Raw genomic sequence first — 12,990 nt, forward strand, 5'->3', positions numbered from 1 at the left:
ACAGCATCCGGGCGGCGCCGCATGACCAGCCGCCGTCCGTTGCTGCGCGCCATCTTCGACGCCGCGGTCGCTGCGGCGCATCCCGACGTGGTCCTGCCGGGCTTCCTGCCGGCGGCTCCGAAGGGACGAATCATTTGCCTCGCCGCCGGCAAGGGCGCGGCCGCGATGGCTGTCGCCGCCGAGCGCCATTATCTGGACACGCTGGGCTTCGATCCCGCGAAGCTGGTCGGCATCGCAACCACCCGGCACGGCCATGGCGTGCCGACCCGGCGCGTGAAGGTGATCGAAGCCGGTCACCCGATGCCCGACGAAGCCGGGCTGAAGGCGGCCGACGACACGCTGCAGCTCGCCGCGACCGCGGAACCCGACGACCTGATGCTGGTGCTGATCTCCGGCGGCGGCTCCGCCAACTGGGTTGCGCCTGTCACCGGCGTGAGCTTCGCGCAGAAGCAGCAGCTGACCCGCGCGCTGCTGCGCTCGGGTGCGCCGATCGGCGAGATGAACATCGTCCGCAAGCATCTGTCGCGGATCAAGGGCGGGCGGTTGGCCCGGGCCGGGCAGAAGGCCGAGATCGTGACGCTCGCGATCTCGGACGTGCCGCACGACGATCCCTCGGCGATCGCCTCGGGGCCGACGGTGCCGGATCCGACGACGCTCGCCGACGCCCGCGCGATCGTCGCCAAGTACAGACTCGAGGTCGATCCGGCGATCGCCCGGGCGCTCGAAGATGCCGCCAATGAGAGCTGCAAGCCCGGCGATCCCGCCTTTGCCCGCGCCGCGTTCGAGCTGATCGCGCGCCCCACCAGCTCGCTGGCGGCCGCCGTGGCCAGCGTCAAGGCCGCGGGCTATGACGTGCTCGACCTCGGCGCCGACCTCGAGGGCGAGGCCCGCGAGGTGGCCGCCGATCACGCCAAGCTGGCCCGCGAGGCCCGCGCCCTCGGCCGCCGCATGGCGATCGTCTCCGGAGGCGAGCTCACGGTGACCGTGCGCGGCCACGGCCGCGGCGGGCCGAACCAGGAATACGCGCTCGCGCTCACCGACCTGCTCAAGGACATGGACGGCGTCGCGGCGCTTGCGGGCGACACCGACGGCGCCGATGGCGGCGGCGGCAGCGCCTCCGACCCGGCCGGGGCGCTGGTCGATGCCGAGGTCATCGCGGCGATGCGGGCTCAGGGGCTGGATCCGCAGGCCTATCTCGCCAACAACGACGCCACCGCGTTCTTCGCGGCGACCGGCGGCCTGCTGCAGACCGGCCCGACGCTCACCAACGTCAACGACGTCAGGGTCATCCTGGTCGATTGAGGGCGCCACGGCGCCTTCAGTACTCCTCCGCGATCTTGGTCAGCATTCCCAGCAGCGCCTCCCGGCCGTCCGGGCCGAGCAGCTCGTTCAGCCGCGCCTCGTGCTTGGAGACCACCAGCTTCTTGGCCCGGGTGAGCACGGCGCGGCCTTTCTCCGTGAGCATCAGGATATGCGAGCGCCGGTCGTTGGCCGAGCGGACGCGGGTGCAGAGGTCGCGGGTTTCCAGGCTGTCGAGCAGGGACACGAAGTTCGGCCGGAGGATGCCGAGCGTGTTGGCGATCTCGGTCTGGTTGCGGCCGGGATTGGCGTCGAGCAGCAGCAGCACCGAGAACTGCGCCGGGGTCAGCTGCAAGGGCGCGACGCAGCGCAGGAAGTCCTCGAACACCTTCAGCTGCGCCCGTTTCAGCACATAGCCGAGCAGATCGGAGAGCTCGCCGAGCTGCACCGCTTGCGTCTCGTCGGCGGCTACGGCAGCTTCCTTCCGGCTGTCCCGCTTGCTGACGGGCTTGGCGCTATCGGCCATCACAATCCGCCATCGTCATTGCCCTGCTTCCATCCCCTGGTCTCGAGTGCCGCAGCCGGAACAGCGGCCTTGAGATTATACTCAATAATTGTTATCCACTATATCAAACACGGGCAGCCATTCAACTGCTCCGACCTACCGCGGGCGCTGGGCGCCCACGGCGCGCGGTCACCACAGAGGGGGAGCGTCCTGTCTTGAACACAACGATCTTGCTGTTCCTGTTGCAGGACGGCATTACCAACGGCGCGATCTACGCCCTGCTCGGGCTGGCGCTGGTGCTGGTCTTTGCCGTCACCCGGGTGATCCTGATCCCGCAGGGCGAATTCGTCACCTATGGCGCCCTCACCTATGCCTCGCTCGCCGCCGGCCGCATGCCGGGTACGGCGAAGCTCGCGGTGGTGATGGGCCTGATCGCCTTTGCCTTCGATCTCTATGCGATGCGCAAGACGCTGCATGCGCCCAAGATCGCACGCGCCTTCGGCCTCAACGTCGCCTTCCCCGTAGCCGTGCTGCTCGCCACGATGTGGGCGGCCGACCAGCGCATGCCGGCTGGCGTCAGCTTGGTGCTGTCGCTCCTGATCGTCGCCGCGATCGGCCTGTCGCTTTACCGCATCGTCTTCCAGCCGCTCGCCCACACCTCGGTGCTGGTGCTGCTGATCGCCTCCGTCGGCACCCATCTGGCGATGCAGGGCCTCGGCCTGCTGTTCTTCGGCGCCGAGGGCCAGCGCGGCCCGACCTTGCTGAATGCCACGGCAACGCTCGGCACGCTGCGCTTCACCGGGCAGGGCATGGTCGTCTACGGCATCACCATCGCCTTCATTGTCGGACTCTGGCTGTTCTTCGGCCTGACGCTCTACGGCAAGGCGCTGCGCGCGACCGCCGTCAACCGGCTCGGTGCGCGCCTCGTCGGCATCCGCACCACGCTGTCCGGCCAGATCGCGTTCCTGCTCGCGTCCACGATCGGCGCGCTGTCGGGCATCCTGATCGTGCCGATCACCACGCTCTATTACGACACCGGCTTCCTGATCGGCCTGAAAGGCTTCATCGCCGCGATCATCGGCGGCCTGATCAGCTATCCGCTGACCGCGGTGGCCGCCCTCGTCGTCGGCATCGTCGAGGCGTTCTCCTCGTTCTATGCCTCCAACTTCAAGGAGGTGATCGTCTTCATGCTGCTGATCCCCGTCCTGCTGTTGCGTTCGCTCGCCGCGCCCGCGGTCGAAGAAGAGAAGGATTGATCCGTGCGCGAGCGTTGGCCTTTCATCGTCTTTGCCGTGATCGTTGCGGCAATCCCGTTCATCCCCGGCATGCCGCCGTTCTGGATCGTGCTGCTCGACAATATCGGGCTGTCCGCGCTGGTGGCCATGGGCCTGGTGCTCCTGACCGGCGTCGGCGGCCTCACCTCGTTCGGCCAGGCTGCCTTTGTCGGCTTCGGCGCCTACACGACAGCGGTGCTGTCGGCGCAATATGGCGTCTCGCCCTGGCTGACCCTGCCGCTGTCGCTGCTGGTCTCCGGCTTCGCAGCCGTGCTGCTCGGCCTCGTGACGGTCAGGCTGTCCGGCCACTATCTGCCGCTCGGCACGCTCGCCTGGGGTCTGGGGCTGTATTATCTCTTCAGCAAGCTCGCCTTCCTCGGCCGCAATGACGGCATCTCCGGCATCCCGCCGCTGTCGATCGGCAGCTTCCGGATGCTCGATCCCGGCACGATCTACTTCGCGATCTGGGCCGCCGTTCTGATCTCCGCGCTGCTGACCATGAACCTCTTGGACTCGCGCACCGGCCGCGCCATCCGTGCGCTGCGCCGGGGCCACATCGCGGCGGAAGCGTTCGGCGTGTATTCGCCGCGCGCCAAGCTCTTGGTGTTCATCTATGCCGCCGTGCTTGCCGGCCTGTCGGGCTGGCTCTATGCGCACTTCACCCGCGCGGTGAATCCGACGCCGTTCGGCGCCCAGGCCGGCATCGAATATCTGTTCGTCGCGGTCGTCGGCGGCGCCGGCTATGTCTGGGGCGGCGTGCTCGGCGCGGCGATCGTCGTGGTGCTGAAGGAGGTGCTGCAAAGCTATCTCCCGCTGCTGCTGCATGGCGAGGGCCAGCTCGAGACCATCGTGTTCGGCATCCTGCTCGTCACCCTGCTGCAGCTCGCGCCGACCGGCCTGTGGCCGTGGCTGACGTCGCGGCTGCCGTTCAAGCCGGTCGCCAAGAAGCCGGACACCTCGATCCAGCTGCCGGCCCGCACCCGATCCGCCTCGGCGCCGAGCGTGCTGCTGCAGGTCGACAATGCGCGCAAGCAGTTCGGCGGCGTGGTTGCGGTCAACAACGTCTCGTTCGACGTCCAGGCCCGCGAGATCGTGGCGCTGATCGGCCCCAACGGCGCCGGCAAGAGCACGACGTTCAACCTCATCACTGGTGTTCTGCCGCCGACCTCCGGCAACATCTCGGTGCTCGGCAAGGCCGTCGGCAACGCGCCGCCGCAGGACGTCGTCAAGCTCGGCATTTCCCGCACCTTCCAGCACGTCAAGCTGGTGCCGGACATGACGGTGCTCGAGAACGTCGCGATCGGCGCGCATCTGCGCGGCCATTCCAACGCGATCTCCAGCATGCTCCGGCTCGACCGCGGCGACGAGGCCAAGCTGCTCGCGGAAGCCGCGCGCCAGATCGAGCGCGTCGGACTCGGTGACCAGATGCACCAGCTCGCCGGCTCGCTGTCCCTGGGCCAGCAGCGCATCGTCGAGATCGCCCGCGCGCTGTGCGTCGATCCGATGCTGCTGCTGCTCGACGAGCCCGCGGCCGGCCTGCGCCACATGGAGAAGCAGCGCCTCGCCGCGCTGCTGCGCGACCTCAGGGCCGGCGGAATGTCGGTGCTGCTGGTCGAGCACGACATGGGCTTCGTCATGGATCTCGCCGACCGCATCGTGGTGCTCGATTTCGGCACCAAGATCGCCGAGGGCACACCAGCCGCGATCAAGACCAATCCCGAGGTGATCAAGGCGTATCTCGGAGCCGCCGCATGAGCACCCTGCTGGAAGTCACCGACGCCCACGTCTCCTACGGCAAGGTCGAGGCCGTCAGGTCGGTCTCGCTCACTGTCGCGGAAAACGAGATCGTCACCATCATCGGCGCCAACGGCGCCGGCAAGACCACGCTGCTCAGCGCCATCATGGGCGTGTTTCCGCTCAAGGGCCGCGTCTCGTTCCTCGGCGAGGACCTCGCGCGCTACGAGATCGAGGACCGCGTCGCCCGCGGCCTGTGCCTGGTGCCGGAGCATCGCGAGCTGTTCGCGACCATGAACGTCGAGGACAATCTGCAACTCGGCGCTTTCCGCATGAGCAAGGCGCACGCGTCCAGAGGCTTCGAGCATGTCTACACGCTGTTTCCGAAGCTGAAGGAGCGGCGCAAGCAGCTCGCCGGCACCTTGTCGGGCGGCGAGCAGCAGATGCTGGCGATGGGGCGGGCGCTGATGGGCTCGCCGAAGATGCTGATGCTGGACGAGCCCAGTCTTGGCCTCGCGCCGATTATCGTCGCCGGCATCTTCGAGATCGTCGCCAAGCTGCGCCAGGAAGGCGTCTCGGTGCTGCTGGTCGAGCAGAACGCCAAGGCCGCGCTCAAGGTCGCCGACCGCGCCTATGTCATGGAGCTCGGCGAGTTCGTGCTCAACGGCAAGGCCTCGGAGATCGCGACCGACCAGCGCGTCGCGGCGAGCTATCTCGGCTTTGCCGAGACAGCGGCGAGCTGAGCCAGACAAATTGATGGGGCGCTGTCTCAGGATGGCGCCTCCTTCGACAGCAGGAAATCGACCATCACGCGCTCCAGCGCGCGGTACATGTCGGTGCCGGTTGCCGTCAGGCAGCCGCGGTCACGCGCGGCGGCGATGAAGGGTGACACCTCCGGCTTGGTGATGACACAGCCGCAATAGGCCGACGGGCTCACTGTCGCGATGTCGACCGGCAGGGGATCGCCCGGCTGCATGCCGGCCGGCGTCGCATTCGCGACCATGTCGAACCCGCTGGCATCGGTGCTGCCGATGACAGCCCGGCCCTTGCCACGTTCGTTGAGCCGCGCGATCAGCGCATCGCGCCGGCCGGCATCGCTGTCGTGGATGGCGAGCTCGCGCACGCCGGAATCGATCAGCGCCAGCGCGATCGCCGAGCCGGCGCCGCCAGCTCCGATCTGCAAGGCACGAACGCCGGAGGGATCGAAACCGGCCGCCTTGGCGGCGCCGACGAAGCCGAGACCGTCGACCATGTCGCCATGCCACCTGCCATTCGCATCACGCCGCATCAGGTTCACGGAGCCGATGAAATGCGCGCGTTCGGTCGCCGTCGCGCAGGCGCGATAGCAGGCGAATTTATGCGGGATGGTCGCGACGATGCCGTCGAGATTCTTCACCCGCGTCATCGTTGCCAGGAAGTCCGAGAGATCAGCCGTCGCGACCTGGACCGCGACCAGGATCGCGTCACTCTCTCGATCCGCAAAGGCTTCGCTGACACCCGACGGCGAGCGCACCTGCGCAATGGGGTCACCGATGATGATGTGGAGCCTCGTGGCTCCGGTCGGGGCGAAAATCATCGCGTGCCTTCCACAAAACAAAAAATTCTTCGTTCTGATAGCCGAAAGGCCGGCTCACCGAGCCGGCCTTTCCTGATGCTGCTATGGTCCGTGCGGCTCATTTCGCCGGGACGTACTTGCCGTCCTTCACGGTCAGGATGATGCGGGAGCGGTCGTCGAGGCCCGAGCGATCCTTTTCGGTGAAGTTGTAGACGCCCTGCGAGGCCGCCATGTCCTTCTCGCTCATCAGCGCCTGGCGGATCGCCTCGCGGAACTCCGGCGTGCCGGGCTTGGCGGTCTTCAGCGCCACCGGGATGACGCGCTTGAGGATCTCGAACGCATCGAAGGAGTGACCGGCGAACTGGCTGCGGCTGTTCGGGCCATACTTGCCCTCATAGGCCTTGTTCAGCTCGAGGCCGGGCTTCTTGGTCAGCGCGCTGTCGTCCTGCGTTTCCGGCGACATCACCGGGCCCGAGGCCATGATCACGCCCTCCGCCGCCTTGCCGGCAATGCGGATGAAGTCCATGCTCGCCGCGCCATGGGTCTGATAGATGAGACCCGTATAGCCGCGCTCGCGCAGCTCGGTCTGCGGCAGCGCCGCGGCGGTGCCGGAGGCGCCGACCAGGATGGCGTCCGGATTTGCGGCGACCAGCTTGAGCACCTGGCCGGTGACCGACGTGTCGGGACGCGCGAAGCGCTCCTCGTCGGCGATGGTGATGCCCATCGGCACGGCCTGGTTCTTCAGGTCGTTGAACCAGAGATCGCCGTAGGAATCGGAATAGCCGATATAGCCGACCGTCTTGATGTTGTGCGCCTTCATGTGCTCGTACAGCACCTTGCCCATGATCGGCACCGGCTGCGGCATCACCACCGACCACTTGGCGCGCTCCGGGGTGACCGGGAACGGCGCCAGGCCGAAATGCGGAATGCCGGCTTCGCTGGCGACGTTGGACACCGCGATGGTCGGCGGCGTCAGGGCCGAGCCCATGATGATATCGGCCTTCGATTCCGTGACGAAGCGGCGGGCGTTAGTGGTCGCCGTCGTCGGGTCGCCGCCGTCATCGAGCACGATCACCTTGAGCGGCACGCCGCCGATCTCCTTCGGCACGAACTCGAGCGCATTGCGCTCGGGGATGCCGAGCGCCGCGCCCGGACCCGTCGTGGTCGTGGTGATGCCGATGGTGATCTCGCTGGTCTGCGCCAGCGCAGGCGCCGCCGCCAGCATCGCAATGACGCCAGCCGCCGCCAGATAGGCCTTCCTCATTCAATCCTCCCTCAATCTTTTCGGTTCAGCTCGTGATCCGCCGATCCTGTTTGCAGTCCCACCCCTCGACTGGGGCGCCTTCCAATTGGCCGGCCGATATGTGTCCAAACGTGATCATAGCATTGAACACGAGAAGATCACGTCTCACCAGTCGACCAAAGCACGACTGCTGATCATCCTTAAGACGGTCGCATGTCGCACTCATTCCAGCCTCATCCCTCGAGAAACTTGACTCTCATCTCCTCGGGGAATGGCGCCGATTTCAGCTTGTCCGGGTCGGCCGGATCGCGCCCGACCAGCACCCGGGTCTCAAAACCTTCGATCGCCAGCGCCTCGCCCTTGAACACCTTGTGGGTGACGTCGAAGGATGAGCGCTTGATGCTCTCGATCCGGCTCTCGATCGTGATCCAGTCGCCATAGGTCGACGGGATGTAGAACTTGGCCCGGGTGTCGACCATGGGGATGCCGACCAGGCCGTAACGGCGGACGATGTCCTGCTTGGAGAACCCGGCCGCCTCGAACATGACAGACGTCGCATCGTCGAACATCGCGAAGTACCGCGGGTAATAGACGATGTTGGCGGGATCGCAGTCGCCCCACTGGATCTGCACGTCGCGGCGGTGAATGAACATATTTGGGAAGCCTCACTCCATCGCCGATGGCGGTCCGTAGGGTGGGCAAAGGCGCGCAGCGCCGTGCCCACCATTCTCAGCGGCGGTGGGCACGCTGCGCTTTGCCCACCCTACGTTTCTCTCCGTCGTCATTCCGGGGCGCGCGGAGCGCGAGCCCGGAATCCATGTCTCCACTGCGCTCGACGCCAAATGGATTCCGGGCCCGACGCTTGCGCGTCGTCCCGGAATGACAGCCATAGGAACGTCCGAGCGCGGCACTTATTTCGGCGCCATGCGGAGCGAGCCGTCGAGGCGGACGACTTCGCCGTTGAGGTAGGGGTTCTCGACCATGTGCAGGGCAAGGGCTGCGAACTCGTCGGCGTGGCCGAGCCGGCGCGGGAACGGGATCGCGGCGGCAAGCGAGTCCTGGGCCTCCTGCGGCAGGTTGGCGAGCAGCGGGGTCAGGAACAGGCCGGGCGCGATGGTCAGCACGCGGATGCCGAATTGCGCCAGCTCGCGCGCGATCGGCAGGGTCATGCCGACGATGCCGCCCTTCGACGCCGAATAGGCCGACTGCCCGATCTGGCCGTCATAGGCGGCAACCGACGCGGTGTTGATCACGACGCCACGCTCACCGGTCGCCTGCGGCTCCAGCTTGGTCATGCCGTTGGTCACCAGGCGCAGCATGTTGAACGAGCCGATCAGGTTGACCTTGATGACCTTCTCGAAATCCGACAGCGCCATCGGGCCGTCACGGCCGACGACGCGCTTGGCGACGCCGATGCCGGCGCAGTTCACCAGCACGCGCGGCTGCTGGCCGAGCGCCTTGACGGCTTCGGCGACGCCGGCTTCCGCGCCCGCAGCGTCGGAGACGTCGCAGACCACCGAGACGCCGTTGATCTCGGCCGCGACCTCGGCCGCGAGCTTGGCGTTGAGGTCGAACACGGCGACCTTGGCGCCCTGCGACGCCAGCTTGCGGGCGGTGGCGGCGCCGAGGCCGGAGGCGCCGCCGGTGACGATGGCGGCCTGATCCTTCAACAACATGTCGTTTCTCCCTAAAATGCCTTGATCAGCGGGCGAGGATGACGTCGTCGCCCGGCGTCGCGGCGTAGATGCGCTCGATCAGGTCCTTGCGGTTCTCCAGCACGGAGCGCTGGTTGATCGATCCCTTGTCGGTGACCTCGCCCTTGTCGATCGACAGCGGTGTGCCGAGCAGCACGGCGCGCGTGATCCGCGTCGAAGAGCCGGTCGCGGTGCCCTGGAATTTCGCGAAACGCTCGCGGAAGGCCGCGACGATCAGCGGATCCGCTGCCGTGGCGGCGAGATCGTCCATCGGCAGAGTCGGGTTGATCAGCCGGCAGCCGTCGAGGTCGAGCACCACGATCGCCGAGATCTCGTCGCGGTTGATGCCGGCGATGATCACGTCGCGCGCCAGCGGGGCGCAGGCCGCGACGAAGCGCGCGCGCAAGGGACCGACCGAGACCCAAGTGCCCGACGCCAGCTTGAAGTCCTCAGCGACACGGCCGTCGAAATCGAAGCCGGCATTGAGGTCGTTGGGATCGACGGGCTTCAACGCGTCGCCCATCTGATAGTAGCCCTCGGAGTCGAACGCCGCGGCCGAGACCTCCGGCAGGCGCCAGTAGCCCGGCGTCACGTTCGGCCCCTTGGCGCGTACCTCCATCTTGCCGTTGTTGGGCACGAGCTTGGCCTCGTTGCCCGACACCGGCAGACCGACATGGCCGGAGCGGCTGGTGCGCGGATTGACAGACATGAAGAACGGCGCGGTCTCGGTCGAACCGAGGCCGGTCAGCATCGGCACGCGGTAGCCCGTCTCGGCCACGGAAAGCTCGTCGAGCTCGTTCCAGACGTGCGGCGCAAGTGCTGCGCCGGAGAAGAACATCGCATGCAGCCGGCTGAAGAACGTCTTCCGCAGACCTAAGTCCTCGCGGAAATACGGCAGCAGCGACTCGTAGCCCTTGGGCACGTTGAAATAGACCGTCGGCGAGATCTCGCGCAGGTTACGCACGGTCTCCTCGATGCCGCCCGGCACCGGCTTGCCGGCATCGAGATACATCGAGCCGCCGTTGAACAGGGTCAGGCCGATGTTGTGGTTGCCGCCGAAGGTGTGATTCCACGGCAGCCAGTCGATGATCACAGGCGGCTCGTCCTTCAGGAAGGCGAGCGTCTCGCGGATCATCACCTGGTTGGCGCATATCATGCGCTGCGTGTTGATCACGGCCTTGGGATTGCCAGTCGAACCGGAGGTCAGCAGGAATTTCGCGATCGTGTCCGGGCCGATCTTCTCGTTGATAGCATCGAGGCCGGCAAACAGCGGCGAGGCGATGAGGTCGGCGAGCATCGTGACCTTGCGGCCCGGCACCGAGCCGAACGACGCCACGATCTCGGTGCCCTCGGGCACGTTCGCGATCAGCGCGTCGGCGAACTTGTCGGCGTCGTCGACGAACACCATGCCGGGCGTCAGCAGCTTCATCAGGTAGGCGAGCTTGCCGTAGTCGCGCGACACCAGCGAATAGGCCGGCGACACCGGGCAGAACGGCACGCCGGCATACAGCGAGCCGAACGCGACCAGCGCATGGTCGACCGAATTGCCCGACAGGATCATCACCGGACGATCCGGCGACAGGCCGCGGGCGAGCAGGCCAGAAGCAATGTGCCGGCTCGCCGCCAGCAAGGTCGCGTAGCTCAGCTCGCGCCAGCCTTCCGGCCCGACGCGCTCGGCCATGAACACGCGGTCGGGCGTCGCCTTCGCGAAATGATGTAGCCGGTCGGTGATCCGCTGCGGAAACTCACCCAGCGGCTGCTTCGGCCGGAGATAGATGGTGCCGTCGTCGCGGCGATCGATGGTGACGACGGGATCGTTGAACGAGATGGCCCGTAACGGATGCACACTGGCGCTGCGCGCCGTGTCGTCCGTTCCTCCCTGTGTGTTTTTTGTTGCTTGCGCAGTCATGTCACGTCGGCTTCACTTTGGCTGTCTTGTGATCGAGGAAGGCGCGGATGCGGCCCTTGGCCTCCTTGTCGCTCTGCGCGACGGTGGCCATCAGGGATTCCATCAGCAGGCCGGTCTGCGGGTTGGCCTCGGCGATCATCGGCAGGGCCTGCAGCACCGCGAAGTTGGTCAGCGGGGCGTTGCCCGCGATCTTCGTTGCCAGCTCGAGCGCCTTGGTCATCGCCGCGCCGGCGTCGACCAGATATTGCGCGAAGCCGTAGGACGAGCCTTCGGTCGCCGAATAGACGCGGCCGGTCAGCATCATGTCCATCATGCGGGCGACGCCGATCAGGCGCGGCAGCCTGACAGAGCCGCCACCGCCGACGAAGATGCCGCGCTGGCCCTCGGGCAGTGCGAAATAGGCGGACGGCTCGGCGACGCGGATATGCGCGGCGCAGGCGAGCTCGAGGCCGCCGCCGATCACGGCACCCTTCAGCGCAGCGATCACAGGCACACGGCAATACTGGATGCGGTCGAACACGCGGTGCCACATCTGCGAATGCACGAGGCCTTCGGTGGCGTCACGCTCACGCAGCTCGGAGAGATCGAGGCCGGAGGAGAAATTGTCGCCGAGGCCGTGGATCACGACGCAGCGGACGTCGTCGGGCAGGCTGGCGAAGCACTCGCCGATGGCGAGGATGATGCCGTCATTCAGCGCATTGCGCTTGGCCGGGCGATTGAGCCCGATGGTCAGGACGGCGCCCTGCTGTTCGATCTGCAGCAGAGACGGATCGCCCGCTGGCGTCGTGTCGGCGTTTCCCATCGCTTGATTGTGTCCTGTTCAGAATAGTTATGTTCTATAACGATATCGGCAGGAGTCAATGACCGGCACCTGACATCCTGTTGTGCAATGCAAAAATGAGCGGCGCCGGATCAACACCACGACGCTACACGCGGCATCGTAAGGCGCGGCGGCGCAAAGGCAAATGACATAACGACAACGGGCATGATGCGGCATTCCCGCGACGGAAACGCGCCCGGGGTTTTGCTGATGATCTTCACCCTCTGATGCAGAGGGCGCAGGGAAGGCCAGGCGCCGACTGACGCCTGCGGCCCGCCTGCTGAAAAAAATGCAGGCGGCAGAACCACAGGTCCAGCCGGAATCACCCGGCCTTCCCTGCGCGATGGTCTTCACGCTTCTTTCGTGCTCTCCCCGGGGACCGGCTGATTGACCCCGTCGCCGACGCCGCGCATCCGCGCGGACGTCCACTTGACCTCGGCACCGGGAGGTCAGGACCACACGACTTCGCGTCCGCGCCAGACCGTTCGTCCGCGCAAGCAAGGCTCACGCTGCAGCATGATTGCGGCCACCGCTCCCCGCCCCGCGTGTCGTGACGATCGCGCGCTACGCCCCTCGGCTTGGGACGGGATGCGGGGATACAATCATGATTTCTATTAATACGCAATTATTTTCTTTTTTTCAGCATCTCTATAAACGCCTGCTGCGGGCGTGGCGCGGCGGCGACGCCTCAACCTCGGCCGTCATCCCGGGCAAGCTCGGCCAACGCGACAGCGTTGGTCGGGCGCCGACCCGGGATCCATAGCCACAGGCTCTAGTTTGGCGACGATTCGTCGTCGTCCTCGCGTCCCCCGATAGATCACGCGGTATGGGTCCCGGGTCGGCGCCTCGACGGCGCTATCGCGCCGTCGAGGCTTGCCCGGGACGACAGCGGAGATTAGCCGTCGCATCATCTCCAGCCAGGCCGGTCGGACAAGTGAACGGCCGACAACGGCCCAT

12 protein-coding genes are annotated in these 12,990 nt (G+C 66.6%); 5 read left to right on the plus strand and 7 right to left on the minus strand.

All coding sequences use genetic code 11. The features are described 5' to 3' along the window. Positions 1-21: 21 nt before the first annotated feature. Positions 22-1,302, plus strand: a complete 1,281-nt coding sequence (locus ACQR07_RS20630; RefSeq protein WP_434904009.1) for a glycerate kinase type-2 family protein — start codon at positions 22-24, stop codon at positions 1,300-1,302. 16 nt (positions 1,303-1,318) lie between these two features. Here ACQR07_RS20630 and ACQR07_RS20635 read toward each other — a convergent pair whose 3' ends face one another. Further along, on the minus strand, positions 1,319-1,825 hold the full coding sequence (locus ACQR07_RS20635) for a MarR family winged helix-turn-helix transcriptional regulator (RefSeq protein WP_434904010.1): 507 nt from the start codon (positions 1,823-1,825) through the stop codon (positions 1,319-1,321). A 194-nt stretch (positions 1,826-2,019) separates the two neighbouring features. On the opposite strand from ACQR07_RS20635, the gene ACQR07_RS20640 reads away from it, so the two are divergent. Genes ACQR07_RS20640 through ACQR07_RS20650 form a run of 3 tightly spaced genes read left to right on the plus strand, consistent with a single transcriptional unit; the run spans position 2,020 to position 5,555 of the window. Continuing rightward, on the plus strand, positions 2,020-3,060 hold the full coding sequence (locus tag ACQR07_RS20640) for a branched-chain amino acid ABC transporter permease (protein ID WP_434865558.1): 1,041 nt from the start codon (positions 2,020-2,022) through the stop codon (positions 3,058-3,060). A gap of 3 nt (positions 3,061-3,063) precedes the next feature. Next, positions 3,064-4,833, plus strand: coding sequence for a branched-chain amino acid ABC transporter ATP-binding protein/permease (locus ACQR07_RS20645; RefSeq protein ID WP_434904011.1), 1,770 nt, complete (start codon positions 3,064-3,066; stop codon positions 4,831-4,833). Then, positions 4,830-5,555 carry an ABC transporter ATP-binding protein gene (locus tag ACQR07_RS20650; protein ID WP_434904012.1) on the plus strand — a complete coding sequence of 242 codons (726 nt, stop codon included), beginning with the start codon at positions 4,830-4,832 and terminating at the stop codon, positions 5,553-5,555. Before ACQR07_RS20645 ends, ACQR07_RS20650 begins: the two co-directional genes overlap by 4 nt. 26 nt (positions 5,556-5,581) lie before the next feature. Here the strand turns inward: ACQR07_RS20650 and ACQR07_RS20655 are convergent, their stop codons facing one another. The 6 genes from ACQR07_RS20655 to ACQR07_RS20680 form a co-directional block, all read right to left on the minus strand. After that, on the minus strand, positions 5,582-6,388 hold the full coding sequence (locus tag ACQR07_RS20655) for a shikimate dehydrogenase family protein (protein WP_434904013.1): 807 nt from the start codon (positions 6,386-6,388) through the stop codon (positions 5,582-5,584). 97 nt (positions 6,389-6,485) lie between these two features. Next, positions 6,486-7,631, minus strand: coding sequence for an ABC transporter substrate-binding protein (locus ACQR07_RS20660; RefSeq protein WP_434904014.1), 1,146 nt, complete (start codon positions 7,629-7,631; stop codon positions 6,486-6,488). 212 nt (positions 7,632-7,843) lie between these two features. After that, entirely contained in the window at positions 7,844-8,263 is a 420-nt protein-coding gene (locus ACQR07_RS20665; RefSeq protein WP_434904015.1) for an acyl-CoA thioesterase, read from the minus strand. Positions 8,264-8,521: 258 nt separating this feature from the next. Next, positions 8,522-9,286, minus strand: coding sequence for an SDR family NAD(P)-dependent oxidoreductase (locus ACQR07_RS20670; protein WP_172183461.1), 765 nt, complete (start codon positions 9,284-9,286; stop codon positions 8,522-8,524). Positions 9,287-9,311: 25 nt separating this feature from the next. Next, positions 9,312-11,213, minus strand: a complete 1,902-nt coding sequence (locus ACQR07_RS20675) for a feruloyl-CoA synthase (protein WP_434904016.1) — start codon at positions 11,211-11,213, stop codon at positions 9,312-9,314. Between the two features lies 1 nt (position 11,214). Continuing rightward, on the minus strand, positions 11,215-12,015 hold the full coding sequence (locus ACQR07_RS20680; protein ID WP_434865551.1) for a crotonase/enoyl-CoA hydratase family protein: 801 nt from the start codon (positions 12,013-12,015) through the stop codon (positions 11,215-11,217). A gap of 622 nt (positions 12,016-12,637) precedes the next feature. On the opposite strand from ACQR07_RS20680, the gene ACQR07_RS20685 reads away from it, so the two are divergent. Next, entirely contained in the window at positions 12,638-12,796 is a 159-nt protein-coding gene (locus ACQR07_RS20685; RefSeq protein WP_434904017.1) for a hypothetical protein, read from the plus strand. Positions 12,797-12,990: the final 194 nt, after the last annotated feature.

Origin of the sequence: Bradyrhizobium sp. HKCCYLS20291, from assembly GCF_051167715.1 — a bacterium.
Classification (GTDB): domain Bacteria; phylum Pseudomonadota; class Alphaproteobacteria; order Rhizobiales; family Xanthobacteraceae; genus Bradyrhizobium.